Annotated in this window: 30 protein-coding genes, 1 tRNA gene and 1 pseudogene; 30 read left to right on the forward strand and 2 right to left on the reverse strand. The window is 61.9% G+C overall.

Features of this window, described 5'->3' with window-relative positions; genetic code table 11:
• Nucleotides 1-161 precede the first annotated feature (161 nt).
• The 6 genes from Q8O69_RS15520 to Q8O69_RS15545 all read left to right on the forward strand — a co-directional run bounded on the left by Q8O69_RS15520 (nt 162) and on the right by Q8O69_RS15545 (nt 4,855).
• Nucleotides 162-935: an ABC transporter ATP-binding protein gene (locus Q8O69_RS15520; protein WP_167146445.1), complete on the forward strand. Its 774-nt coding sequence runs from the start codon at nt 162-164 to the stop codon at nt 933-935.
• 19 nt (nt 936-954) lie between these two features.
• On the forward strand, nt 955-1,707 hold the full coding sequence (locus Q8O69_RS15525) for an ABC transporter substrate-binding protein (RefSeq protein ID WP_275962162.1): 753 nt from the start codon (nt 955-957) through the stop codon (nt 1,705-1,707).
• 50 nt (nt 1,708-1,757) lie between these two features.
• Complete coding sequence (locus Q8O69_RS15530) at nt 1,758-2,453, forward strand: ABC transporter permease (protein WP_090254729.1); 696 nt, start codon at nt 1,758-1,760, stop codon at nt 2,451-2,453.
• On the forward strand, nt 2,450-3,220 hold the full coding sequence (locus Q8O69_RS15535) for an ABC transporter permease (RefSeq protein ID WP_275962160.1): 771 nt from the start codon (nt 2,450-2,452) through the stop codon (nt 3,218-3,220). The genes Q8O69_RS15530 and Q8O69_RS15535 overlap by 4 nt, the downstream gene beginning before the upstream one ends.
• A 36-nt stretch (nt 3,221-3,256) precedes the next feature.
• Nucleotides 3,257-4,531, forward strand: coding sequence for a methyltransferase (locus Q8O69_RS15540; protein ID WP_305593158.1), 1,275 nt, complete (start codon nt 3,257-3,259; stop codon nt 4,529-4,531).
• Between the two features lie 248 nt (nt 4,532-4,779).
• Nucleotides 4,780-4,855 (forward strand) — tRNA-Thr (locus Q8O69_RS15545).
• A 752-nt stretch (nt 4,856-5,607) separates the two neighbouring features.
• On the opposite strand, the gene Q8O69_RS15550 is transcribed toward Q8O69_RS15545, so the two are convergent.
• Nucleotides 5,608-6,630, reverse strand: coding sequence for a phage portal protein (locus tag Q8O69_RS15550; RefSeq protein ID WP_305593159.1), 1,023 nt, complete (start codon nt 6,628-6,630; stop codon nt 5,608-5,610).
• Nucleotides 6,630-8,390, reverse strand: coding sequence for a terminase ATPase subunit family protein (locus tag Q8O69_RS15555; RefSeq protein WP_305593160.1), 1,761 nt, complete (start codon nt 8,388-8,390; stop codon nt 6,630-6,632). The genes Q8O69_RS15550 and Q8O69_RS15555 overlap by 1 nt, the downstream gene beginning before the upstream one ends.
• Nucleotides 8,391-8,544: 154 nt before the next feature.
• Between Q8O69_RS15555 and Q8O69_RS15560 the strand changes: the two genes are divergently transcribed.
• The 24 genes and pseudogenes from Q8O69_RS15560 to Q8O69_RS15675 all read left to right on the forward strand — a co-directional run bounded on the left by Q8O69_RS15560 (nt 8,545) and on the right by Q8O69_RS15675 (nt 23,143).
• Entirely contained in the window at nt 8,545-9,387 is an 843-nt protein-coding gene (locus tag Q8O69_RS15560; protein ID WP_305593161.1) for a GPO family capsid scaffolding protein, read from the forward strand.
• Between the two features lie 42 nt (nt 9,388-9,429).
• Nucleotides 9,430-10,446 carry a phage major capsid protein, P2 family gene (locus Q8O69_RS15565; RefSeq protein ID WP_305593162.1) on the forward strand — a complete coding sequence of 339 codons (1,017 nt, stop codon included), beginning with the start codon at nt 9,430-9,432 and terminating at the stop codon, nt 10,444-10,446.
• A gap of 5 nt (nt 10,447-10,451) precedes the next feature.
• Entirely contained in the window at nt 10,452-11,165 is a 714-nt protein-coding gene (gene gpM, locus Q8O69_RS15570; protein WP_305593163.1) for a phage terminase small subunit, read from the forward strand.
• 105 nt (nt 11,166-11,270) lie between these two features.
• Entirely contained in the window at nt 11,271-11,735 is a 465-nt protein-coding gene (locus tag Q8O69_RS15575) for a head completion/stabilization protein (protein ID WP_305593164.1), read from the forward strand.
• Nucleotides 11,735-11,944, forward strand: coding sequence for a tail protein X (locus Q8O69_RS15580; protein ID WP_305593165.1), 210 nt, complete (start codon nt 11,735-11,737; stop codon nt 11,942-11,944). Before Q8O69_RS15575 ends, Q8O69_RS15580 begins: the two co-directional genes overlap by 1 nt.
• Nucleotides 11,935-12,423, forward strand: coding sequence for a hypothetical protein (locus Q8O69_RS15585; protein ID WP_305593166.1), 489 nt, complete (start codon nt 11,935-11,937; stop codon nt 12,421-12,423). Before Q8O69_RS15580 ends, Q8O69_RS15585 begins: the two co-directional genes overlap by 10 nt.
• Nucleotides 12,416-12,781 (forward strand): putative holin, encoded by a 366-nt coding sequence (locus tag Q8O69_RS15590; protein ID WP_305593167.1) that lies wholly within the window; start codon nt 12,416-12,418, stop codon nt 12,779-12,781. Before Q8O69_RS15585 ends, Q8O69_RS15590 begins: the two co-directional genes overlap by 8 nt.
• Before the next feature lie 2 nt (nt 12,782-12,783).
• Nucleotides 12,784-13,056: a phage holin family protein gene (locus tag Q8O69_RS15595; protein WP_305593168.1), complete on the forward strand. Its 273-nt coding sequence runs from the start codon at nt 12,784-12,786 to the stop codon at nt 13,054-13,056.
• Complete coding sequence (locus Q8O69_RS15600; protein WP_305593169.1) at nt 13,053-13,904, forward strand: N-acetylmuramidase family protein; 852 nt, start codon at nt 13,053-13,055, stop codon at nt 13,902-13,904. Before Q8O69_RS15595 ends, Q8O69_RS15600 begins: the two co-directional genes overlap by 4 nt.
• On the forward strand, nt 13,901-14,107 hold the full coding sequence (locus Q8O69_RS15605; protein WP_305593170.1) for a hypothetical protein: 207 nt from the start codon (nt 13,901-13,903) through the stop codon (nt 14,105-14,107). The genes Q8O69_RS15600 and Q8O69_RS15605 overlap by 4 nt, the downstream gene beginning before the upstream one ends.
• Nucleotides 14,104-14,466: pseudogene (locus tag Q8O69_RS15610) on the forward strand (LysB family phage lysis regulatory protein); the annotation flags it as partial. The gene Q8O69_RS15605 and the pseudogene Q8O69_RS15610, both read left to right, overlap by 4 nt.
• Entirely contained in the window at nt 14,390-14,653 is a 264-nt protein-coding gene (lysC, locus tag Q8O69_RS15615) for an Rz1-like lysis system protein LysC (protein ID WP_371136155.1), read from the forward strand. The pseudogene Q8O69_RS15610 and the gene lysC, both read left to right, overlap by 77 nt.
• A complete protein-coding gene (locus Q8O69_RS15620; protein WP_305593172.1) occupies nt 14,650-15,183 on the forward strand; it encodes a phage tail protein in 534 nt (177 codons plus the stop codon). The genes lysC and Q8O69_RS15620 overlap by 4 nt, the downstream gene beginning before the upstream one ends.
• Nucleotides 15,176-15,634 (forward strand): phage virion morphogenesis protein, encoded by a 459-nt coding sequence (locus tag Q8O69_RS15625; protein WP_305593173.1) that lies wholly within the window; start codon nt 15,176-15,178, stop codon nt 15,632-15,634. The genes Q8O69_RS15620 and Q8O69_RS15625 overlap by 8 nt, the downstream gene beginning before the upstream one ends.
• A 61-nt stretch (nt 15,635-15,695) precedes the next feature.
• Nucleotides 15,696-16,220, forward strand: coding sequence for a phage baseplate assembly protein V (locus tag Q8O69_RS15630; protein WP_305593174.1), 525 nt, complete (start codon nt 15,696-15,698; stop codon nt 16,218-16,220).
• A complete protein-coding gene (locus Q8O69_RS15635) occupies nt 16,220-16,507 on the forward strand; it encodes a PAAR domain-containing protein (RefSeq protein ID WP_305593175.1) in 288 nt (95 codons plus the stop codon). Before Q8O69_RS15630 ends, Q8O69_RS15635 begins: the two co-directional genes overlap by 1 nt.
• Nucleotides 16,508-16,852: a GPW/gp25 family protein gene (locus tag Q8O69_RS15640; RefSeq protein ID WP_305593176.1), complete on the forward strand. Its 345-nt coding sequence runs from the start codon at nt 16,508-16,510 to the stop codon at nt 16,850-16,852.
• Entirely contained in the window at nt 16,849-17,751 is a 903-nt protein-coding gene (locus tag Q8O69_RS15645; RefSeq protein ID WP_305593177.1) for a baseplate J/gp47 family protein, read from the forward strand. The genes Q8O69_RS15640 and Q8O69_RS15645 overlap by 4 nt, the downstream gene beginning before the upstream one ends.
• Complete coding sequence (locus Q8O69_RS15650) at nt 17,748-18,365, forward strand: phage tail protein I (RefSeq protein ID WP_305593178.1); 618 nt, start codon at nt 17,748-17,750, stop codon at nt 18,363-18,365. Before Q8O69_RS15645 ends, Q8O69_RS15650 begins: the two co-directional genes overlap by 4 nt.
• Nucleotides 18,362-20,239: a phage tail protein gene (locus Q8O69_RS15655; RefSeq protein WP_305593179.1), complete on the forward strand. Its 1,878-nt coding sequence runs from the start codon at nt 18,362-18,364 to the stop codon at nt 20,237-20,239. The genes Q8O69_RS15650 and Q8O69_RS15655 overlap by 4 nt, the downstream gene beginning before the upstream one ends.
• A gap of 2 nt (nt 20,240-20,241) precedes the next feature.
• Nucleotides 20,242-20,790 carry a phage tail protein gene (locus Q8O69_RS15660; RefSeq protein ID WP_305593180.1) on the forward strand — a complete coding sequence of 183 codons (549 nt, stop codon included), beginning with the start codon at nt 20,242-20,244 and terminating at the stop codon, nt 20,788-20,790.
• Between the two features lie 152 nt (nt 20,791-20,942).
• A complete protein-coding gene (locus tag Q8O69_RS15665) occupies nt 20,943-22,133 on the forward strand; it encodes a phage tail sheath protein (RefSeq protein ID WP_305593181.1) in 1,191 nt (396 codons plus the stop codon).
• A gap of 57 nt (nt 22,134-22,190) precedes the next feature.
• Nucleotides 22,191-22,706 carry a phage major tail tube protein gene (locus Q8O69_RS15670; protein ID WP_305593182.1) on the forward strand — a complete coding sequence of 172 codons (516 nt, stop codon included), beginning with the start codon at nt 22,191-22,193 and terminating at the stop codon, nt 22,704-22,706.
• Nucleotides 22,707-22,774: 68 nt separating this feature from the next.
• Nucleotides 22,775-23,143 (forward strand): phage tail assembly protein, encoded by a 369-nt coding sequence (locus tag Q8O69_RS15675; protein WP_305593183.1) that lies wholly within the window; start codon nt 22,775-22,777, stop codon nt 23,141-23,143.

Below are 23,143 nucleotides of genomic sequence, written 5' to 3' on the forward strand. Positions count from 1 at the left end.
ATCTGCGCGACAGCCAGCTGTAACCAGGCGACACCGTGACCGGCCAAGCCCAGCACGGCCGGTAAACGGCTTGGCGGTCAGCGAAACGCTATGCTAGCTTGACGCCTCGCCAGGAAGGCCACGCAACGCCTGAGCGCAACCGAAGAATAAGAGGACACTCCATGGCCGAGGCCACGCCCGCGCTGGAAATACGCGACCTGCACAAACGCTACGGCGACCTTGAGGTGCTCAAGGGCATCTCCCTCACCGCTCGCGACGGCGATGTGATTTCCATCCTCGGTTCTTCCGGCTCCGGCAAGTCGACCTTTCTGCGCTGCATCAATCTGCTGGAAAACCCGCACAAGGGACAGATCATCCTCGCGGGTGAAGAGCTCAAGCTCAAAGCCGCGAAGAATGGTGACCTGGTCGCTGCCGATAGCCGCCAGATCAATCGCCTGCGCAGCGAAATCGGCTTCGTCTTCCAGAATTTCAATCTGTGGCCGCATATGAGCGTGCTCGACAACATCATCGAGGCGCCGCGCCGCGTGTTGGGGCAGAGCAAGGCTGAGGCCATCGAGGTGGCCGAGGCGCTGCTGGCCAAGGTCGGTATCGCCGACAAGCGTCACGTTTATCCGAATCAGCTTTCCGGCGGCCAGCAACAGCGCGCGGCGATTGCTCGCACGCTGGCCATGCAGCCGAAAGTCATCCTGTTCGATGAGCCAACGTCGGCCCTCGACCCGGAGATGGTACAAGAAGTGCTTAATGTGATCCGCGCACTCGCCGAGGAAGGCCGCACCATGTTGCTGGTCACCCATGAGATGGGCTTTGCCCGTCAGGTGTCCAGCGAGGTGGTGTTTCTGCATCAGGGCCTGGTTGAAGAACAGGGCTCCCCGGAGCAGGTGTTCGATAACCCGAACTCGGCGCGCTGCAAACAATTCATGTCCAGTAATCACTGAAAACACGGAGCAACTACGCATGCAGAACTATAAGAAGATCCTGCTGGCCGCGGCCGCCACCCTGGCATTCGGCACCAGCGCCGTCGCCGCGGACAAGCTGAAACTGGGTACTGAAGGCGCTTACCCGCCGTTCAACCTGATTGACGCCAGCGGCCAGGTCGGCGGTTTTGACGTGGAAATCGGCCAGGCCCTGTGCGCCAAGATGAAGGCCGAGTGCGAAGTGGTCACCTCCGACTGGGACGGTATCATCCCGGCCCTGAACGCGAAGAAATTCGACTTCCTGATCGCCTCCATGTCGATCACCGAAGAGCGCAAGGCGGCAGTGGATTTCACCGAGCCTTACTACACCAACAAGCTGCAGTTCATCGCCCCGAAAGGCGGCGACTTCAAGACTGATAAAGCCAGCCTCAAAGGCAAAGTGATCGGCGCTCAGCGTGCCACCATCGCCGGCACCTGGCTGGAAGACAACCTCAATGGCGTGGTCGATATCAAGCTGTACGACACCCAGGAAAACGCTTACCTCGATCTGTCCTCGGGCCGCCTCGATGGCGTGCTGGCTGACACCTTCGTTAACTGGGAATGGCTGAAGAGCGACGCTGGCAAGAGCTTCGAATTCAAAGGCGACCCGGTATTCGACAACGACAAGATCGGCATTGCCGTACGCAAGGGCGATGCCCTGCGCGACAAGCTGAACGCCGCACTGGCCGAGATCGTGGCTGACGGCACCTACAAGAAGATCAACGACAAGTACTTCCCGTTCAGCATCTACTAAGCTGCCGGCACTGCGCCGCCCGCCCGGGCGGCGCAGGCTTCTGAGCCCCTATGAATTTCGACCTCTACGGATTCGGCCCGGCCCTGGCTGCTGGCACCCTGATGACCATCAAGCTGGCGCTTAGCGCGCTGTGCCTGGGTCTGGTGCTCGGCTTGCTCGGCGCCCTCGCCAAGACTTCCCCGTACAAGCCGCTGCAATGGCTTGGCGGTACTTATTCGACCATCGTGCGCGGAATTCCCGAGCTGCTCTGGGTGTTGCTGATCTATTTCGGCACCGTGCAGCTGATGCGCAACCTGGCGGACCTGCTCGGCATCGAAAGCCTTGAGCTGAATGCCTTCGCCGCCGGGACCATCGCCCTCGGCATCTGCTTCGGCGCGTACGCCACCGAAGTGTTTCGCGGCGCGATCCTGGCCATCCCCAAGGGCCATCGTGAAGCAGGCCAAGCACTGGGCATGTCCAAACCACGAATCTTCTGGCGGCTGATCCTGCCGCAGATGTGGCGCATCGCCCTGCCCGGCCTGGGCAACCTGTTTATGATTCTGATGAAGGACACCGCACTGGTGTCGGTGATCGGCCTGGAAGAAATCATGCGCCGCTCGCAAATCGCCGTGACCGCCAGCAAGGAGCCCTTCACCTTTTATATGGTGGCGGCCTTTATCTATCTGGGCCTGACCGTGCTGGCGATGATCGGCATGCACTTCCTTGAAAAACGCTCCAGCCGTGGCTTTGTCAGGAGCGCGTCATGAGAAAAATCTCTGAAATAGCCGCCTGGTCGGCTGCCGTTGCGCTGATTGCCTATGCGCTCTGGGGCGGCCTGACTGCGCTCAACTGGGACGTGATCATCAAATGGCTGCCGCGCCTGTCTGAAGGCGCCCTGCTGACCCTGGAACTGGTGGCCATCGCGGTTCTCGCCGGGTTGATTCTCGCCCTACCCATGGGCATCGCCCGCGCCTCGCGGCACTGGTATGTGCGCGCCCTGCCCTACGGCTACATCTTCTTCTTCCGTGGCACGCCGCTGCTGGTGCAGCTGTTTTTGGTCTACTACGGCCTGGCGCAGTTCGATGCGGTGCGCGAAGGCCCACTCTGGCCCTATCTGCGTTCCCCATACTGGTGCGCGGTGCTGACCATGACCATGCACACCGCCGCCTATATCGCCGAGATTCTGCGCGGCGCGATTCAGGCCGTACCGCCGGGCGAGATCGAGGCCGCCCGCGCCCTGGGCATGTCACGCGCCAAGACCATGTTCTATATCGTCCTGCCACGCGCCGCGCGTATCGGCTTACCGGCCTACAGCAACGAAGTGATCCTGATGCTCAAGGCCAGCGCCCTGGCCAGCACCGTGACCCTGCTAGAGCTGACCGGCATGGCCCGCACCATCATCGCCCGCACCTACCTGCCGGTGGAGATCTTCTTTGCCGCCGGGATGTTCTACCTGCTGATCGCCTTCCTCCTGGTGCGCGGCTTCAAGCTGTTGGAGCGCTGGCTGCGCGTCGACGCCTGCCAGGGCCGCTGATTGCCTGAGGGTTCACGCCCTCAAGCACCATCCATCATGCCAACCACCTCACCCGCCCAGATCCTGCAAGACGCTGCCTTGTTGCAGCGCTTCAACGCACTCGACAGCTTTCTCATTGAGCACCAGGCGCTGTGGCGACCACGACCCTTTGTGCATTACCCGACATTGCCCTGGGAAGCCGAGCACCCACAACTGGCCGCCTGGCTCAGGGCACAAAGCCTGGAGCATGCCGAAGCCGCGCATAACCAGCCGCATCTGCTGCAAGCACCCGCACCCTTCCCGCAACTGGCCACTCAGGCTTACGAGCTAAGCCAGATCGGTGAATTGCCACAGTCACCCGCGCAGGTATTACCCGCCCGCTTTAGCAGCGATGTACCGGGGCGCAAGTGGCAGCAAATCGACGCGTTCGCCCGCAGCCTGAGCTTTAGCCATACACCACAACACTGGCTGGACTGGTGCGCTGGTAAAGGCCACCTCGGGCGCATGCTCGCACACGACGGCGGCCGCCTGACTTGCCTGGAATACGACCCGCAGTTGGTCAGCAGTGGTCAACAACTCAGCCACAAGCTCGGCATCGCCGCACAGCATATCGAGCAGGATGTGCTGGCTGACAACGCTGTGGCGCAACTGCAGGCGCAACACACGCCCGTGGCCCTGCACGCCTGCGGCGAACTGCATACGCGCCTGCTGCAACTGGCCAGCCAGGCCGGCTGCCAACAACTGGCCGTGGCGCCCTGCTGCTACAACCGCATCAGCACACAGCGCTATCAGCCGCTTTCGGCAAGCGCCCAGGCCTCAACACTGCAACTGTCTATCGACGATCTCGGCCTACCCCTGAGCGAAACCGTCACCGCTGGCGCACGGGTACGCCGCCAGCGCGATAAATCCATGGCCAGGCGCCTGGCCTTCGACCTGCTGCAGCGCCAGCTGCGTAGCGTCGACGAATACTTACCAACGCCATCCCTGCCGCCCGCCTGGCTCGACAAAAAGTTTGCTGAGTACTGCCAAGACCTCGCCGCACTCAAACAGCTACCAGCACCCGCCGCACAAAACTGGCAACTGCTTGAGCAACAAGGCTGGCAACGCCTGGCCGAGGTGCGCAATCTGGAACTGCTACGCGGTTTATTCCGCCGCCCACTGGAACTCTGGCTACTGCTCGACCGCGCCCTCTATCTACAAGAACAAGGCTACACCGTGCGCCTAGGCACCTTTTGCAGCCACCAACAGAGCCCGCGAAACCTGCTACTGCTGGCAGAGCGCCAGCAAAAATTGCCCACAGCATCTGTGGATAACTCTGTTGACAGAATCTGAGCAAACCGCGCAAAAGCCCGCCCCAGCTGCATATCGCCAACCTGCGCATTTTTTAGTCTGAAAATATACCCTGTAAAAACATGCACTTAGCCGATACCGCGAACCAGCGCACAAAGTCTGCGCACGTCCGTACCAGATGCCCCGCATATGTGCATAACGATTTGGCTACTGATAACAATGCCTGCACAGAACTACGCTCAGACGGCTTTACTCAGCCAAATGAATGGATATAATGGCGACCCTCAAAGGCCGGTATAGCTCAGCTGGTAGAGCAACTGACTTGTAATCAGTAGGTCCCGGGTTCGATTCCTGGTGCCGGCACCATATAAACCAAAGGCTTGCAGCGATGCAGGCCTTTGTTTTATCCGCCGTACGTAACAACGCACGTAACAAGACTTAAGACGCGCACACGCCTGCGCGCCTCACGTGAGGTGCTTTTTCTCAAGGTAGTGGGGGGGTCTTAAAAAAGAGTAACATCAGTAATCTTGACCGCTGAAATCCGGCAAGCCCTTGAAATACATAGGCTTTCCGAAAGCGAGCAGGAGTAATCTTTAAGTAACATTGAAGTAATCTGATTACTCTTTAAATAGGTGATATTCCTAAAACTCAAAAGCCTTACAGATCAGGCACTTAGAGAAAAATTACCTTTTTGGTTACTCCTCTGTTACTCCCCTTTGTAATCTCCAAAGCCCCGAAACACGCAGGCTCCAGACAAGCCTCCCGCATCGATTACTGAAATTACTCTTTCTGCAAAGCCCCCCCTATACCTGTGATCTACAAGCCGTTCCGCAACCTGCCCGGGAAATACCCCGACGCCGCAGGGATTCGCAGGTAAATAAGCCCTAGCCACCCCCTACGCAGCCCAGAGCTGGCGTGGCGCGCTTTGTCATGCAGGTGTGCAGAGAATTCGACCCATTTAGCCCGCAGGCGAGGTGGGGGGACGACGGCGCGCGCCGGGTGCAGAATGGCCCTGCCAGCCCCCCCTTGGCCGTGATACGCGCCGTGGCTGCCCTGCCCGACGTGCAGGCACAAAAAAGCCGCCCGAAGGCGGCTTGGTATGCGTGGTGCAGCAGCTGTTACGTGGTGCCAGCAATCTCAAATGGCTTGAACTTCACCACCTCCTCGCCCACCCAGTCATTCAGCAGCGCCAGGCGCGTCTGGATGGGTTCAAGTTCCAAGGTGGCCCACACCCGCGCACCTTCCTGTGGCGAGCCAAAGCCGCCCGCGTTCTTCGGCACAATGCCCATCAGCTGCGGATACACCCGCAGCGCGGCCAGCACATCGCCCTGGGTCTGATCCTTGATCGAGTTGAATTCATCCTTCGCCGCCACCTCGCTCACCGGGATCAGCTGGATGCCCTCCTTCTTGCCGTTCGGCGCGTACACGAACAGGTTGCGGAAGTTGCCTGGCCCCTTCGAGTTCTTCAGCGCCGTGCGCAGATCATCGATATCGGACTCGTTCTGCGCCGCGTCGGTCATGTACAGGATGAAACCGGCGTGACTGCCGTTCTCGTAATACTTGCGGCGGAACAACGTCGCCGACTGGTTCAACAGCGCCGACTGCAACGCACAGAGCCATTCCGGCAAGCCGTAAATCTCCTGGTGTAGATCCAGCTCGCGCAGGTGGAAGATGCTGCCCTGGTCGAATTCGTGCTCATCCTTCCAGCCCTGCACCTGAAAATAACGGTCGTCTTTGCCCACCCGCATGTACTTCGCCAGGGTCGGCTTCAACGCCATCCGCGTGCCGATCATTGAGCGCCGCGCCTCTACATAGCCGTTGCCCAGCGCCAGATAGTCCTGGGCGTACTGGTCAAACGCCTCACGGCTCAGCAACTTGTGCGGGATAAAGGTGCGCGTCAGTTGGTTGCGCTTGAAGCGCAGGCCCGAATCAAGGTGCACGCTGGCCTTAACCGAGCGCGCCAGGCCGTCCAACGACAACGGCGGCTCATACCAACGCCCGTTAAACCAGCACTCCAGGTAGTCGAAAATCTCCCGCCCAGACAGCACCGATTCAGGCTCGCCAAACGTAAAAGCCACCGACCGGTGATCGCTAACCGCCTGCGCCGTGGCCGCAACAGCCACCTCATTGCCTGTATTCATCAAAAAAGCTCCATCCGCCCGGTATTGGCAGCGGTCTGCCCTTCGAGCGGTTCGTGGTGTAGTGCGTGGAAAAGCGCCCAGGCCAGGTCGGCGTGGCCGGTGGTGTCATTGCGCCCGGCGCTGTACGTGAACTGGCGCCCGCTGGCGGTGATGGTTTTGCGAATGGCCATGAGGGATTGCGCGAAGTCGGTCCAGCCGGCGTCGAACTCCAGCCGGCCCTTGTGGATCACGTCATAGGCTTTCAGCACCAGGCGCGTCTTCACCTCGGGTGAATAGCTAAACGTCGTCAGCCCAGGGAAGAACTGCCGCACCAACTGCGCCACGCCTGAGCCCATGCCAGTGGTATCAATCCCGATGTAGGTCACCCAATAGCGCTGGGTCACCATCCGGATGGCCTCGGCCTGGGCGTCGAAATTCATCCCCCGGAACTGGTGCCGCTCCAGCACGCGGAACTTGCCGCCCGGCACCATCGGCGGTGCAACCACCACCAGGCCCGAACTGTCGCCGGTTTCTGCTGGGTCATATCCCACCCAAACCTGGCGGTCAGCCAGTGGGCGCGGCGCCAGTGGCCTGTAGTCCTCGGCCCACTCAACCCAGCTATCCACCATGCACGGCTGCAGCATGGCCAGCGGGAAGATGCTCGCGCCATCGTCCACAAACTGGCACATCAGCAGGTTTTGGAAGGCCTCGGCGTCGTATTCCTGGCGCAGTTCTTCGAGGTCGAACAGGTCGCAGCCGCGCTGCTCGGCATCAAGGATGGTGACGATTTGCCGCCACACCTTGTCCTCACACAACCGCCCCTGCTGCAGCGCGTCGTGGGAGATATCCACCGAAATGCGCGCGGCAGCCGGCTTGCCCTTGTTGAAGCGCTCACCCGTCCAGAAGGTGTAGGCCTCATGGGCCATCGAACTGGGCGTGCTGAAATACGTGCGGCGGTACTGCTTCTGCATCGCCATGCCGCTGGCGACCTTGTTCAGTTCCTTAAACTTGAACGTCCAGAAGAATTCGTCGAAGTAGAAGTTGCCGTGATAGCCCTGCGCCGTGCGCGCATTGGTACCCAGGAAGTGCAGCTCGGCGCCGTTGGCCAGAATGATCGGGTCGCCAGTCAGCTCAACCCCACACACCTCACGGGCAAAACTCTGGATATACGCCTTGAAGATGTGCGCCTGGTTCTTCGAGGCGGATAGGAAAATCTGGTTGCGGCCAGTGGTCAGCGCATCAATCAGCGCCTCACGGGCAAAGTAGAAGGTCGCCCCGATCTGCCGGCTTTTCAGGATGGCCCTGGTGCGCTGGTTGCCCGCCTTGTACCAGTCCAACTGGTAGCCGAAGCACCCATCGATAAACGCCTCAGTGAGCAGCTCGATATGCTCCTCACTGAACTCATTGCGGCTCGGCTTCTTCTTCGGCCCGCTGTTGCGGTCATGCAGTTTCGGGTTTAGCTCAGCCTCGGTACCGCCACCCTGGAAGCGCTCAATCCGCGCCTGGCGCTCAAGCTGGCGGTGCAGCAGGTCAATTTCCTTGAAATCCCCGCCCGACTTGCCGTCTTTCAGAATCAGCTGCACCAGGCGCGCTTCCAACGCCCCGCCGATCCGCTCTACGTTGTCTGCCCGGTCCCACTCATCGCGGGCCTTCCAGCTGTGGACGGTGCGTTCCTTCTCGCCCAGGTAGTCGGCGATATCGGTGACGCGCCAACCCGTCCAGTACAAAAACTTGGCCTGGCGACGGTTATCACGGACGGGAATTTCAACGGCAGCATTCATGGCGCAGATGCTGCCTCGCACGCGCGTGGTGTACCCGCGCCGCACCTTGTAAAGGCGCGCCCTACAAGGTCGCCTCGTTGCCCGTAGCGCGCCAGCTCACGAACATGCCCTCAACGCAACGGCAGCACGCCGCCACCGCATTGAGGTCAGCCCCATGTCGAAGAAATTCCGCTCCAAGTGGTTCCGTGTCGCCGTAGAAGGTGCCACCACCGACAAACGCAAAATTGAGCGCTCCTGGTTGGAGCAAGCCGCCAAAAACTTCAACCAAAGCACCTACGGTGCCCGTGTTTGGCTGGAACACTTCCGCAGCCTGCTGCCGGACAGCCCCTTCAAGGCCTATGGCGACATCACCGCTGTAAAGACCGAAGAAGTGGAAATTCACGGACAGAAGAAGCTCGCCCTGTTCGCTCAGATCGAACCGACTGACGACCTGGTGGCCATGAACAAGGCCAAGCAGAAGATCTACACCTCGATTGAAATCGACGACAGCTTTGCCGATACCGGCGAGGCCTACATCGTCGGCCTGGCGGTCACCGACTCCCCGGCCAGCCTGGGTACCGACGTGCTCGCCTTCTCGGCGCAAAAGCCAGAAGCCAGCCCGTTCAAGGATCGCCACTACTCCGCGACCTCGATGTTTACCGAGGCCCTGGAGGCAGAACTCGAATTCGAAGAAGTCACCGATCAGCCCAGCATGTTCGCTGCGCTCAAGCACTCCATCGGTGCCCTCATCAGCAAGGGCAAGGAAAAGGAAGGCAAGGACGCCACCAATTTTGCCGACCTGGGCGAAGCCCTGCAGGGCCTGCTCACCTTCAGCACCCAGCAGGCCGAAGCGGTCGGCAAATCGGCTGAGGCACTGGCCGCCCTGCAAAAGCAGTACACCGCGCTGGAAAAAGACCTCGGCGAGCTGAAAACCACGCTCGGCAAAACCCAGGATCACAACCAGCAAAAGCGCCCGGTAGTAACCGGCGGCGACAGCGCAGTCGTTACCGACTGCTGATAACCAACGGACAAGCCCAGCCAAGGATTACCGGAGAAACCCATGCGTAACGATACCCGCCACCAATTCGACGCCTACCTCAGCCAAATCGCCAAGCTGAGCGGTGTGACTGACGCCACCAAGACATTCGCCGTAGATCCAACCGTCCAGCAGAAGCTGGAAACCCGCATGCAGGAGTCCAGTGAATTCCTCAGCAGCATCGGTATGCCCGGCGTCGATGAACTCAAGGGCGAAAAAGTTGGCTTGACCGTCGGCAGCACCATCGCCGGCCGCACCGACACCACAGGCGCCGGTGTGCGCGTGCCGCGTGACGTGTCTGATACCGATAAATTCGGCTACGAGTGCCGTCAAACCGACTTTGACACCGGCATCCGCTTCGCCAAGCTCGACGCCTGGGCCAAATTCCCGGACTTCCAGGCCCGCCTGCGTGACGCCATTCTCAAGCGTCAGGCACTCGACCGCATCACGATTGGCTTCAACGGCACCAGCGCTGCAGCCAACACCGACCGCGTTGCCAATCCGCTGCTGCAAGACGTCAACATCGGCTGGCTGCAGAAGTACCGTAACGACGCACCGGCCCGCGTGCTCAAAGACGGCAAAGCGGCCGGGAAAATCCTCATCGGCACCGGTGTCGATGCCGACTACAACAACCTCGACGCCCTGGTATACGACGCCATCGCCAACCTGATTGCCCCCTGGCACCGCAAAGACCCAGGTCTAGTGGTCATCCTCGGCAGCAACCTGGTGCACGACAAGTACTTCCCGCTGGTCAACAAAGAGCAGGCCGCTTCCGAGAAGCTGGCCACCGACATGATCCTCGCGCAGAAGCGCATGGGCGGTAAGCAGCCGGTCGAGGTTCCATACGTACCGGACGGCGCCATGCTCATCACCAGCCTGGAAAACCTCGCTATCTACTGGCAGATCGGCGGCCGCCGTCGCCACGTGATCGAAAACCCCAGCAAAAGCCGTATCGAGAACTTCGAGTCCAGCAACGAAGACTACGTCGTCGAGGACTACGGCCTTGGCTGCCTGATCGAAAACATCGAACTGGAGGCTTAATCGCCATGGCCCTGAGCCCTGCCAAGCGCCACTTCCAACGCACTACCGCTGCCATTGAGGCAGCGGCGGTCGCTGGCCCCAGCCAAACAATGGAAGGCGCAACCGCCTACGAGCACCAACTTGCCCAGCTCGCACAGCACCGTGCGCGTCTCAAGCAGGTGCAGTCCAACCAGGGTAAGGCCGAACTCAAGGCGCAGCTGCTGCCCGAGTACGTGCCCTACGTGCAGGGCGTGCTGGAAGCTGGCAACGGTGCCCAGGATGAGGTGCTCACCACCGTCATGCTCTGGCGCATCGATGCCGCCGACTACCCCGGCGCGCTTGAAGTGGCCGAGTACGTCATCAAGCACGGCCTGAACATGCCGGACCGCTTCGAGCGCACCACCGGCACCCTGATCGCCGAGGAAATCGCCGAAGCCGCCCTCAAGGCCCAGAAGGCTGGCGACAGCTTCCCGCTCTCGATTCTGGAGAACGCAGCAGCCATCACCGCCGAGCAGGACATGCCAGACCAAGCCCGCGCCAAGCTGCACCTGGCAATCGGCAAGGCCCTGGCGGCCATTCCTGATGATGCTGCCGCTGAAAAGCTGGAAACCCTGGCAGAAGCCAAACAGCACCTGGCCAAAGCCATCGACCTGCACAGCAACTGCGGCGGCAAAAAGGATCTGGAGCGCGTCGAACGCCTCCTCAAGAAACACGCTGTGCCAGTAACACCGGCCAGCTAACCGAGCGTCCCCACGCGCACGGCGGCTCGGGGCTGATCAACAGGTTCTCTCCTTTCCTTGTTGTGACGCCCCGACCACCGCCGTTTTATTACCCAAGGCCAAGCCATGAGCGGATTTGTAGCCGGCGGCACCCCACCAGCCGGCCCACACATCAACACCGACCCGTTTTGGCCATCCATTGAGCTGGACGCCATGCGCGCCGCTCTGCGCATCGATGCCAGCGTCACCAACCCCCGGCTGGAAACCGCTGTTATCGCCGCAGCCATCAGCGTCAACCGCGCGCTGCTCAAGTGGCGCGGCGCCCAACAGGCGGCTGGCTACGCCACCCTGGCGGACGTGCCAGCGGAAACCGTCCAAGACGTATCCGAGCTGGTGCACCTCTACACCCGCGCCATCCAGGCCGCTACCGGCGCCGAAGTGTGTGAGCGCTACCGCAGCTACGACAGCACCGGCACCGGCGACCGCAAAGCCGAAGACCTGCAATTCAACATCGACGAATACCGCCGCGACCAACGCTGGGCCATCCGTGACCTGCTCGGCGTGCCCCGCATGTCAGTGGACCTCATCTGATGGCCACCACCCTGCGCGCCATCCAGGGCGACACCGTAGACGCCATCTGCTGGCGGCACTACGGCCGCACGGCAGCAGTTACAGAAGCCGTGCTCGACGCCAACCCCGGCCTGGCCGACCTCGGCGCGCAGATCCCCCAGGGCACCCTGGTGATCCTTCCCGAAGAAGCCCCACAACCCCAACGCCAGATGGTGAACCTATGGGACTGATCTACCTCGCCCTCTACAAAGGCAAAGGCAAGCTGTTCAATCGCCTGATCCGCCTCTGGACAGGCTCTATCTACAGCCATTGCGAGATAGTCATGCCCGATGGTCGCTGGCTGTCGGCCTCGGCCATGGACGGCGGCGTGCGCGCCAAACGCATTGAGCAGAACCCAGAACACTGGGAACTGATCCCCGTGCCATGGGCCAATACCCGCCTGATTGAGTCCGTATTCGACCGCCATGAGGATGCCGGCTACGACTGGGCCGGCATCTTTCTGAGCCAGCTGCTCGCCATCGGCATGCACAACAAAAGGCGCATGTTCTGTAGCGAGTTCTGCGCCGTAGCCCTGGGCTTCCACGGCATTGGCCAACGCTTTAGCCCCGTGCTGCTCGGTGAAACCGTGCACCGCATTAACCGCCTGCCGTTTGTGCAACTCGCCCACGGCCAAATCGAACGCCAAGCAGAAAGGACGCCCCATGGCTGAGCCAACAACCGGCGCCGTAGTAGTCGCCGCCACAGCAGGCGTAGGCCTGGCCACCGTTATGCCGCACATGGATGGCAACGCTCTGTTCGGCGCAATCATCGGTGCGGCGCTTATCGCCATGAACCAGCGCGACCTTAAGGCCTGGCAGCGCTGCGCCGGCCTGCTGGTATCGGTCGGTGCGGGCTACGTCAGCGCGCCCGAGATCGTCGCGCAAACCATCATCACCCAAACCGGTCCCGGTGGTTTTGTCGGGGCCATCCTCGTTGTGCCGGTAGCCCTCAAAGCCCTGGAGTTGATCGAAAAAACCGACTTTTCCAGCTTTGTCCCGGCCTGGTTCAAAAAAGGCAAAGGAGAGTGATCATGCTCACCACCCTGCTGCCCATCATCGCCGCCATCGCCTACATCGCCGCCGCCCTGCGCCTGGTTTGCTTCCAGCGCCAGGGCGCACGCATTCGCCGCGGTATTGCCCTGCTCGCCTGCCTGATGATCGGCGCGCTGTTCTGCGCTGGGGTAGAGATCCTGCTCTACCGGCAACCCGTCAGCGTGTGGCAGGCGGCAATCGCCATCCTGCTGTGCATCCTCGTTTACCGCTCGCGCGGCAACCTCGCCGCCCTACTGAGGCCCAACCAATGACCCAGCCCCAACGCCTGCAGCACGGTTCCAAAGGCCAGGCCGTGCGCCAGCTGCAACAGCGCCTCAACCAAGCCGGCGCCAACCTGTTTCTGGACGGCGACTTCGGCGACGAAACCGAAAAATCCGTGCGCGCCTACCAGCTTAAGATTGGCCTGGTGGTCGATGGCGTTGCCGGTGAGAAAACCCTCGCAGCCCTGGCCGGCGCCGACTGCAGCAAACTGCTGGGCAATATCCACCTGGTGGACGGCGCCAAACGCCTGGGCGTGGACCTCGCCAGCATCTATGCCGTCAACGAGGTGGAAAGCGCCGGGGCTGGCTTCCTGTCCAACGGAAAACCCAAGATCCTGTTTGAGCGGCACCAGATGCACCGGTTGCTCAGCACCCCGCGCCATGAGGGTGACGATGCAGCCGCGCTTAAGGCCCACGCCGACCAGCTCGCCATCCTGCACCCCAACCTGGTCAACGTACGCCCCGGTGGTTATGCCGGCGACACCGCCGAACACCAGCGCCTGGCCAGTGCCAAGCTGATCGATGCCCTGTGCGCACCAGAGGCCTGCAGCTGGGGCGCGTTCCAGATCATGGGCTACCACTGGCAGCGCCTTGGCTATGCCAGCCTGGACGACTTCACCACCCGCATGGCCATCAGCGAGGCCGAGCAGTTTGAGGCGTTCGTGCGCTTCATCGAGGCAGACCCCGCCCTGCATAAAGCGCTCAAGGCCAAAAAGTGGGCTGAGTTTGCCAAGCGCTACAACGGCCCCGCCTACGCCCGTAACCTGTACGACGTGAAGCTAGAACGCGCCTACGAGCGCCACGCTGGCTGCGGCTGCGGGCAAAAGGTGGCGGCATGATCCAGCCCGAGCAGATCCGCAAGCTGGAGCTGCGCGACGGTGATGTCATTTGCCTGCCAGCTGATACCGGCTACGAATGCACCAAGCAGTTAAGTGATGCACTGCAGGAGCTGCACCCAGGTAAACGGGTGCTGATCGTCCTGGGCAACGTGCACTCCCTGGATGAGCCCGCCATGAACGCCGCCGGCTGGTACCGCAAATGACCACCCTGCGCCAGATCGGCTACGGCCTCGCCCTGTTCGGCGCCCTCGGGCTGCTGTTCTGGGGCCAGTACCAGCAGGGCCAGGCCGTGGATGCCCGCGAAACCCTGGCGGCAGATCGGCAGAAAGCAGCCGAAGAACGCATCCAGCGCCAGGCCAACACCATCACCACCCTGACCGCCGCCCTGGACGGTGAGCGCGCCGCCCAAGTCTCCCTGCGCAGCACGCAAAACCTGCTGCGCCAGGGCCTGACCGAACGTGAACAACAGATCGAGGTGCTTAAACGTGAAAATTCAGATCTTAGGGATTGGGCTGCTCAGCCTTTGCCTAGCGCTGCTCAGCGGTTGCGCAGCCGCCCCGCCATCACCGGAGCAAACGCTTATCGAGACTGGTTGTCCCGCAGTCGTGCCCTGCACCCTGGGCCCCAGCAGCCCGAGCAGTAACGGCGAATTGCTCACCGACGCCGAACGCGCCGAACTGGCCTGGGCCGAATGCGCCGCCCAAGTCGACATGATCTACAACCACCAACAGCCGCGAGCAGACCCATGAACAAGCCCGAAAGCCTGCGCAGCCACCTGTTGGCCAGCGTGCCAGAACTCAAGAACAACCCGGATCGGTTGCTGATATTCATCGACAACGGCCGCATCCGCTGCACCGCCGCCGTAAGCCTGTCGTTTGAATACGCCTACGACCTGCAAGTCATCCTCACCGACTACGCCGGCCACCCCGATGCCGTCATGCTGCCCCTGCTCGGCTGGTTGCGCGTGAATCAAAGTGAGCTGCTGGCCAACCTGGCCAAAGCCGAAGAAGGCATCCAGTTCGAGGCCGACATCATCGACGCCAGCAAGGTCGATATGGGCCTAAAGCTGCCCCTGACCGAACGTGTAGTGGTGCGCAAACAACCCGACGGCAGTTACGACGTAACTCACCCCGGTGAACCCCAATACACCGAGCAAATCGAGGTGGAAGGCAACATCGAAATCTATGCCGGCGGCGAGTTGTTAACCAGTTGGCCAGCACCACAACCGGTAGACGTGCTGCTGCTCGAAACCCCACACCCGCCGCGCCGCGATGTCTGACCTTCTCGACGACCTGGGCGGCTGGCTCACGCCGCTTATCACCCGGCTAGAACCCACCGAGCGCAGCAAGCTGGCCCGCGACCTGGCCCAGCAGCTGCGCCGTAGCCAGCAGCAGCGCATCATCGCCCAGCGCAACCCCGACGGCACCGCCTACGCCCCGCGCAAAGAGCGCACCCTGCGCGGCAAGGTCGGACGCATCAAGCGCAAGGCCAAAATGTTCACCAAACTGCGCACCGCCCGTTACATCCAGGCCCGAGGCAACGCCGCCGAGGCCACCGTCAGCTTTGCCGGCCGTATCAGCCGCATCGCCCGCGTGCACCAATACGGCCTACGCGACCGGGCCGAGAAAGGCGCGCCCGACGTGCAATACGCCCAGCGCGAGCTGCTCGGCCTTAGTGATGCCGAGAAAGAATTCATCCGCGACCACCTGCTGCACCACCTCACCTTGTAAGCCCCCGCCCTACAAGCCAAGCCGGCTGCACCGCCTACGCGCGCGCGGCAACATCACCGGCATGAACGATCTCGCCACCCTCGCCCGCCTGCTGGAAAACCTGATCCGCTTCGGCACCATCGCCGCCGTGCAGATGGACCCACCGCGCGTACAGGTTCTAACCGGCACCCTCACTACCGCCTGGCTGCCCTGGATAAACCCTCGCGCCGGTCTGGATCGTGAGTGGAACCCGCCCACAGAAGGCGAACAGGTCGTGCTGTTCAGCCCCTCCGGCCAACTGGCCAACGGCGTTGCACTCACAGGCCTGTTTAGCGACCTGATCGAGGCCAACGGCGACCGCGACGGCCTGCACCGCCGCACCTACCGCGACGGCGCCGTGATCGAATACGACAGCATCGCCAAACACCTACGCGCCACCCTTCCCGGTACCGCCGAGGTAACCGCCGTGGGCAACGTCAGCATCACCACCCAAGCAGCGCTCAGCGCCACGGCCACCGGCGACATCACCATCACCAGCGCCGCAAACATCACCATCGAAGCCACCGGCAATGTCGCCATCCGTGGTGCAAAAGTGGACCTCAACTGATGCCCGCCGTAACCCGCAAAGGCGACGCCTGCACCGGCCATGGCGCGTTTCCGCCGCGCGCGTCCACCGCCGGCAGCCCCAACGTGTACGCCAACGGCATCGCCGTGCACCGCAAAGGCGACACCTGGGCCAGCCACTGCGACCCCAACAGCTGCCACGGCTCACAACTGGCCGATGGCAGCGCCACCGTATTTGCCAACGGCATGCCGCTGGGCCGCATCGGTGACCCAGTCGCGTGCGGCTCCAGCGTTGCTTCCGGCAGTGCCAACGTATTTGCAGGGGGCTAAGTGAACAGACAAACCGGCCGCCCTATCAGCAGGCTTGAGCACATCAGCCAAAGCATTGGCGACATCGTCACCACCCGCATCGGCTCGCGCGTTATGCGCCGTGAGTACGGCTGCCAGATGGTTGACCTGATCGACCAGCCCGGCAACGCCGCCACCCAGTTACTGTGCTATGCCGCCATCGCCATGGCGCTTATCCGCTGGGAACCGCGTGTGCGGCTCAGCCGCGTGCAACTCACCGCCCTCAACATCGCCGGCCAGGCTGAATTGGCTGTCGAAGGCACCCTGGTCGACAGCAACGAACCGCTCAGCCTGAAAATCCCCCTCAGCATGGGGGCAGCCGTATGAGTGTCTTCACGCCCATCGACCTGGCAGCCCTGCCCGACCCGCAAGTGGTCGAGCAGCTCGACTACGAGCAGATCCTCACCGAGCGCAAGGCTTACACCGTCAGTCTGTGGCCCGCTGCCGAGCAGGCAGAAATCGCGGCGCGCCTGGCCCTGGAGTCAGACCCACTCACCAAACTGGTGCAGGAAAACGCCTACCGCGAGCTACTCTGGCGCCAGCGAGTCAACGAGGCCGCGCTCGCCACCATGCTGGCCAAAGCAAAGGGCACCGATCTAGAGCAAGTGGCCGCCAACTACCAAGTCGCGCGCCTAGTGGTCACCCCCGCCACCGATGACGAACCAGCGGTGATGGAAAGCGACGACGCCCTGCGCGAACGCGCCCAGATGGCGTTTGAAGGCCTCAGCACTGCCGGCCCGCGCAACAGCTATATCTTTCACGCCCGCAGCGCCTCCGGCCTGGTGGGGGATGCCACGTCAGAAAGCCCCAGCCCTGCCGTGGTAGTGGTCACCGTTCAGGCCCTACTGGGCGATGGCAGCGCAGACGAAGCCCTGCTCAACACCGTGATGACCTACCTGTCCGATGACGACCGCCGCCCAGTGGCCGACCGCCTTACTGTGCAAAGCGCCGATGTTATTGAATACAGCGTCACAGCCGCCCTGCACCTGGCCACCAACGGCCCAGAGGCCGAGCCCATCCGCCAAGCGGCAGAAGCTGCGCTGCTCGCCCTGGTCAACGCGCGCCGTCGTCTGGGCGTTGAGGTATCCGCCTCGGCCATCTACGCCGCCCTGCATGTTGAGGGCGTGCGCCGTGTGGTGCTCACTGGCTGGGCCGACATCACCCCAACCACAGCCCAGGCCGCCTACTGCACCGGCGTAACCGTAACCGTGGCGGGCACGCCATGACGCGCCCCATGCTGCCCTCCAACGCTACCCAGCTGGAGCGCCTGGCCGCTCAAGCTCTTGCGCAGATTGAGCGGGTGCCGGTACCCATTCGGGATCTGATCAGCCCAACCCGCTGCCCGGTCCACCTGTTGCCCTACCTCGCCTGGGCCATGAGCGTGGACCGCTGGGAGGAATCCTGGCCCGAGGCCACCAAACGCCAGGTCATTGCCAGCAGCTACTACGTGCACGCCCATAAAGGCACCATCGGCAGCCTGCGCCGGGTGGTAGAGCCACTCGGCTACCTGATCCGCGTTATTGAGTGGTGGCAAACCGCCCCCGAGGGTGTTCCAGGCACCTTCGCACTGGATATCGGTGTGCTCGACAGCGGTATCACCGAGGAAATGTACGACTCCCTGGTGCTGCTAATCGACGACGCCAAGCCCGTCAGCCGCCACCTGGTTGGTCTGGCCATCAGCCTGGAAACTCGCGGCACCGTGCATATCGGCGTCGCCGCCATGGATGGCGAAGTCCTCACCGTATTCCCCTACGCCCCAGGCCCTATCGAGGTCAGCAGCCAGACGCTGCTGTTTGGCGGCGCTGAACATTCCATCGACATCATGAGCGTCTACCCATGAGCCAAACCTACTTCGCAATCCTGACCGCCGTGGGTGAGGCCAAGCTCGCCAACGCCGTAGCCCTTAACGTACCGCTGCAAATCAGCCGCATGGCAGTGGGTGATGGCGGCGGTGTGCTGCCGGTACCGCTACGCACCCAAACCGCACTTATCGGCGAGCAGTACCGCGCCGACCTAAACAGCCTGGCACCAGACCCGCTCAACGCCAGCCAGATCATTGCCGAGCTGGTGATTCCGGAAACAGAGGGCGGGTACTGGTTGCGCGAAATGGGCCTGTATGACGCTGCAGGGGATCTGGTAGCCGTCAGCAACTGCCCACCAAGCTATAAGCCGGAAATGGCCGAGGGCTCCGGCCGCACCCAGGTGCTGCGCATGGTGCTAATTGTCAGCAGCACCGCAGCAGTGCAACTCAAGATCGACCCAAGCGTGGTGTTAGCCACCCGCGAATTTGTCACCACAACAGTGGCGGCAGAACTAGCCAAGCTCGACCATAAGCAGTCTGTCCGGGTGGCAACTACCGCCCAGATCAACCTGAGCACCTTGCAGGCGGTCGACGGGGTGGCGCTTGCTGCTGGCGACCGCGTTCTAGTCAAAAACATGGCCGATGCCAAGTTAAATGGTATCTATGTCGCGGCGGTTGGTAACTGGGCGCGCGCTGCTGATGCTGATGCTAGCGTCGAGGTTACGTCGGCCATGATCGTAAGCGTCGAGCAGGGTGCCACGCTTGCCGATACTCGCTGGCAGTTGGTAACCGACGGGCTGATCGTACTGGGCACAACGGCCTTGAACTTTCAGGACGTGACCAAAGGCTATGCGCCTTTGGCATCACCTGCACTTACAGGCAACCCAACCGCGCCGACCCAGCCGCTCGATGACGACAGCCTGCGCCTGGCCAATACCGAGTATGTGCGTAATCAGATCGCCAGCCCTGCGCAGGATTTTGCGGCCCAGGTGTTCCGTAAAAACCTGCTGATCAATGGAAACTTTGACATTTGGCAGCGTGCGACTGAGAACCCGAGCAGTGCCCTCGGTGGCTATGTGACGGTTGATCGCTTTCGCACGGACTGGGACGGCACCGCCCTGGTGAATATCAGTCGCCAGGCGTTCGCGCTGGGCCAGACGGCGGTGCCGAATGAGCCGTCGTACTTTCTGCGTTGGCAGCAGGTCACCGCCGGCGCCGGCTCGGCCACCCACACTATCCAGCAAAAGATAGAGTCAGTGCGTACCTGCGCGGGCAAAACGGTCACGCTTTCATTTTGGGCTAAGGCTGACAGCGCCCGGAATATCACAGCCGAGCTGCTGCAGGTGTTCGGTACGGGCGGCGCCCCATCGGCGCCGGTTCAAACGCCGGCCCAGGTGTTTGCGCTGGGCGTTGCCTGGAAAAAGTGCGTGGCCACTTTTGCGCTGCCTTCGATTGCGGGCAAGACGCTCGGGAGCAATGGCAACGACTGCCTGGCTGTCGTGCTTAATCTGCCGCTTAACGTGCTGCAAACCATCGATATTGCACAGATCCAGTTGGAAGAATCGGCCGTCGCGACGCCGTTTGAGTCAAGGCCGGCGGCTGTTGAGCTGGCTTTGTGTCAGCGCTATTACGAGGCAGCCACTGTGCGGTGGGCGGCTAACTACCTGTCGACCACTACTAACGGCTCGACGTTTGGTTATTTTGCGATTGACGTTCCTTTTAAGGCGACCAAGCGCGCGATCCCGACGATTACAAAGACCAACCCGGCGCCAAACCCGCATGTGATGGTCTTTCAGGCGTCGGCAACTGTTGACTATATCGCCATGAATAACGGCGCGTCGTATCTAGGCACGGGAACTTACATCGGCGCGAATGCCTTTTCCTCGAGCTGGACAGCCAGCGCGGAGCTATGACCATGAACTACCAACGTATCGCTGGCACTGAAAATATCCTCCGCTCCGATGGCGCAATTATCCCCAATGACCCGCGCAACATAGACCACCAGGCGTATCTGCAATGGTTAGAGGCCGGCAATACCGTTGCGCCCGCCGATACCGGTGAGGCCGTCACTGCCCAAATGCTTTGCATGCAAATCGACGCCGCGGCTGACAGTGCCCGTTCCAAGGTTGCAGGCGACCCGCTACGCGCCGTGGAATATGACCGTGCGGCCGAACAAGCCCAGGCCTTCAAGGATGCAAACTACCCGGCCGGTGCTGTGCCGCGTATGGTTTCTGCCTGGGCTATCGGTGGCCGTACACCCAAACAGGCGGCCGACAACATCCTGATCGAGGCTGCGCAATACAACGAGGCGCTGTACCTACTGCGCGAAACCCGCCTGCAAGCAAAGGAGTTGGTCCGACAGGCAATGCAGGCCGGCAACGTAGAACAGGCCCAGGACATCGCCGCCGAAACCATCGCCAGCATCAAGGCCGCCGTCGCCGGCATCGGCAACAACGCCGGCTAAGCCAAACCGCCACACAAAAAGCCCCGCCAAGTGCGGGGCTTTTTGCATCCACGTCTTGTAGCGCCCAGCCCTACAAGCCCCGCAGCTCGCGGGGCCATCGCGCGCGCGGCAACCTGTGCACTGTCAATCCAATCACTGCGCAGGCAACCCCCATGGCCGACTACCTACACGGCGTCCGCGTCATCGAAATCAACGAAGGCACCCGCCCGATTCGTACCATTTCCACCGCTGTCGTCGGCCTGGTTGCTACTGCGCCGGATGCCGACCCGCTGGTATTCCCGCTCGACACCCCGGTGCTCATCACCAACGTGCAAACCGCACTCGGCAAGGCCGGTACCACTGGCACCCTGCGCGCCAGCCTGCAGGCCATTGCCGACCAGACCAAGCCTTTCACCATCGTCGTGCGTGTAGCGGTTGGCGAAGGTGCAGACCCGGCGGCTATCGAGGCAGCCACCGTCAGCAACCTTATCGGCACCACCACTGCCGAGGGCAAATACACCGGCATGAAAGCCCTGCTCGCCGCCAAAGGTAAGCTCGGCATGGTGCCTCGCATCCTCGGCGTACCGGGGCTGGATAGCTTGCCAGTCGCCACCGCCCTGGTCAGCATCGCCCAGGCTCTGCGCGCCTTCGCCTACGTATCCGCCCACGACTGCAAAACCAAGGAAGAAGCCGTCGCCTACCGCGATAACTTCGGCGCCCGTGAAGTCATGGTCATCTGGCCAAGCTTCCAGAAGTGGGACACCACCGCCAGCGCTACCGTCGAATCCCCTGCCGTTGCTGTGGCCCTGGGCCTGCGCGCCAAGCTGGATAAAGACATCGGCTGGCACAAAACCCTGTCCAACATCCCGGTCAACGGCGTTACCGGCATCAGCGCGGACGTCTGGTGGGATCTGCAAAACCCAGCCACCGACGCCAACTACCTCAACGAGGCCGAGGTCACCACCCTCATCCAAGAGGCTGGCTTCCGCTTCTGGGGCTCGCGCACCTGCTCCGAAGATCCGCTCTTTGCCTTTGAGAACTACACCCGCACCGCCCAGGTGCTGGCAGACACCATGGCCGAGGCGCACTTCTGGGCAGTCGACAAGCCCATGCACCCATCCCTGGTGCGCGACATCATCGAAGGCATCAACGCCAAGTTCCGCGAGCTGAAAAGCGCCGGCTACATCATCGACGGCCAGTGCTGGTACGACGAAGCCGCCAACGACGCCGTAACCCTCAAGGCCGGCAAGCTGTTTATCGATTACGACTACACCCCGGTGCCGCCGCTCGAAGACCTCACTCTGCGTCAGCGCATCACTGATCGCTACCTGGTCGACTTCGCCGCGCGCATCAACGCCGGCTAACCCATTGCCCGCGCGGTCACGGCCGCGCCTGCCCCTAATTGCTAGGAGAGCGCCACCATGGCCATGCCCCGCAAGCTAAAGAACATGAACCTGTTTAACGACGGCACCAGCTACCTCGGTGTTTCCAAATCCGTCACCCTGCCGGCCCTGGGCCGCAAAATGGAAAGCTACCGGGGCGGCGGCATGCACGGCCCGGTCAAGACAGACCTCGGCTTTAGCGACGACGGCCTGCAGCTGGAATGGACCCTCGGTGGCGTCGACCTGACCGTGCTCAAGCAGTTCGGCATGGTCAAAGCCGACGGGGTCATGCTGCGCTTTGCCGGTGCCTACCAGCAGGACGACACCGGCGAAGTGGTTGCCGTGGAAATCGTTGTGCGCGGCCGTCACGAAACCATCGAAATGGGCGATGCCGCCGCCGGTGAAGACACCGAGCACAGCATCACCACCACCTGCAGCTACTACAAGCTCACCGTAAACGGCGAAGAAGTGATCGAAATCGACCTCCTCAACTTTATTGAGAAAGTCGGTGGCGTCGACATGCTCGCCGAGCAGCGCAAAGCCATCGGCATCTAAGCCCGCATCGCTCAACCATGCCGCGCCTGCACTGGGCGGCACCCCCATCACCGCAAAGGAGCAACCCCATGGCAAAGACCGACGACCAAACCACCGCAGCCAAGAGCGCCCCGGCCGATACCACCGCAGCAGAGCAACCAGCCCTGCCCGACAACGTCGTGGTGCTCGATGAACCCATCGTGCGCGGCACCACCACCATCACCCAGGTAGAACTGCGCAAACCCATGTCCGGCGAGCTGCGCGGCGTATCCCTGAGCGATCTGCTCAACCTGGAAGTCAACGCCCTGCGCAAGGTGCTGCCACGCATCACCACGCCAACCCTCACTGACATCGAAGTGGGCCGCATGGACCCAGCAGACCTGCTGGAACTGGGCAACAAGGTGGGTCTTTTTTTGTTGAGGAAATCGATGAAGGCGGAAGTCTTCCTCACTGCGTAG

It is taken from the genome of Pseudomonas sp. (genome assembly GCF_030690725.1).
Lineage (GTDB): Bacteria > Pseudomonadota > Gammaproteobacteria > Pseudomonadales > Pseudomonadaceae > Aquipseudomonas.

Coding starts and splice junctions, on each gene's coding strand:
- Q8O69_RS15550 (WP_305593159.1), bottom strand. CDS start 6,630: ATGAATACAGGCAATGAGGTGGCTGTTGCGGCCACGGCGCAGGCGGTT.
- Q8O69_RS15525 (WP_275962162.1), top strand. CDS start 955: ATGCAGAACTATAAGAAGATCCTGCTGGCCGCGGCCGCCACCCTGGCA.
- Q8O69_RS15560 (WP_305593161.1), top strand. CDS start 8,545: ATGTCGAAGAAATTCCGCTCCAAGTGGTTCCGTGTCGCCGTAGAAGGT.
- Q8O69_RS15540 (WP_305593158.1), top strand. CDS start 3,257: ATGCCAACCACCTCACCCGCCCAGATCCTGCAAGACGCTGCCTTGTTG.
- Q8O69_RS15650 (WP_305593178.1), top strand. CDS start 17,748: ATGACGCGCCCCATGCTGCCCTCCAACGCTACCCAGCTGGAGCGCCTG.
- Q8O69_RS15520 (WP_167146445.1), top strand. CDS start 162: ATGGCCGAGGCCACGCCCGCGCTGGAAATACGCGACCTGCACAAACGC.
- Q8O69_RS15595 (WP_305593168.1), top strand. CDS start 12,784: ATGCTCACCACCCTGCTGCCCATCATCGCCGCCATCGCCTACATCGCC.
- Q8O69_RS15670 (WP_305593182.1), top strand. CDS start 22,191: ATGGCCATGCCCCGCAAGCTAAAGAACATGAACCTGTTTAACGACGGC.
- gpM (WP_305593163.1), top strand. CDS start 10,452: ATGGCCCTGAGCCCTGCCAAGCGCCACTTCCAACGCACTACCGCTGCC.
- Q8O69_RS15590 (WP_305593167.1), top strand. CDS start 12,416: ATGGCTGAGCCAACAACCGGCGCCGTAGTAGTCGCCGCCACAGCAGGC.
- Q8O69_RS15665 (WP_305593181.1), top strand. CDS start 20,943: ATGGCCGACTACCTACACGGCGTCCGCGTCATCGAAATCAACGAAGGC.
- Q8O69_RS15575 (WP_305593164.1), top strand. CDS start 11,271: ATGAGCGGATTTGTAGCCGGCGGCACCCCACCAGCCGGCCCACACATC.
- Q8O69_RS15660 (WP_305593180.1), top strand. CDS start 20,242: ATGAACTACCAACGTATCGCTGGCACTGAAAATATCCTCCGCTCCGAT.
- Q8O69_RS15655 (WP_305593179.1), top strand. CDS start 18,362: ATGAGCCAAACCTACTTCGCAATCCTGACCGCCGTGGGTGAGGCCAAG.
- Q8O69_RS15605 (WP_305593170.1), top strand. CDS start 13,901: ATGATCCAGCCCGAGCAGATCCGCAAGCTGGAGCTGCGCGACGGTGAT.
- Q8O69_RS15630 (WP_305593174.1), top strand. CDS start 15,696: ATGAACGATCTCGCCACCCTCGCCCGCCTGCTGGAAAACCTGATCCGC.
- Q8O69_RS15600 (WP_305593169.1), top strand. CDS start 13,053: ATGACCCAGCCCCAACGCCTGCAGCACGGTTCCAAAGGCCAGGCCGTG.
- Q8O69_RS15555 (WP_305593160.1), bottom strand. CDS start 8,390: ATGAATGCTGCCGTTGAAATTCCCGTCCGTGATAACCGTCGCCAGGCC.
- Q8O69_RS15620 (WP_305593172.1), top strand. CDS start 14,650: ATGAACAAGCCCGAAAGCCTGCGCAGCCACCTGTTGGCCAGCGTGCCA.
- Q8O69_RS15625 (WP_305593173.1), top strand. CDS start 15,176: ATGTCTGACCTTCTCGACGACCTGGGCGGCTGGCTCACGCCGCTTATC.
- Q8O69_RS15580 (WP_305593165.1), top strand. CDS start 11,735: ATGGCCACCACCCTGCGCGCCATCCAGGGCGACACCGTAGACGCCATC.
- Q8O69_RS15585 (WP_305593166.1), top strand. CDS start 11,935: ATGGGACTGATCTACCTCGCCCTCTACAAAGGCAAAGGCAAGCTGTTC.
- Q8O69_RS15675 (WP_305593183.1), top strand. CDS start 22,775: ATGGCAAAGACCGACGACCAAACCACCGCAGCCAAGAGCGCCCCGGCC.
- Q8O69_RS15635 (WP_305593175.1), top strand. CDS start 16,220: ATGCCCGCCGTAACCCGCAAAGGCGACGCCTGCACCGGCCATGGCGCG.
- Q8O69_RS15565 (WP_305593162.1), top strand. CDS start 9,430: ATGCGTAACGATACCCGCCACCAATTCGACGCCTACCTCAGCCAAATC.
- Q8O69_RS15645 (WP_305593177.1), top strand. CDS start 16,849: ATGAGTGTCTTCACGCCCATCGACCTGGCAGCCCTGCCCGACCCGCAA.
- Q8O69_RS15530 (WP_090254729.1), top strand. CDS start 1,758: ATGAATTTCGACCTCTACGGATTCGGCCCGGCCCTGGCTGCTGGCACC.
- Q8O69_RS15535 (WP_275962160.1), top strand. CDS start 2,450: ATGAGAAAAATCTCTGAAATAGCCGCCTGGTCGGCTGCCGTTGCGCTG.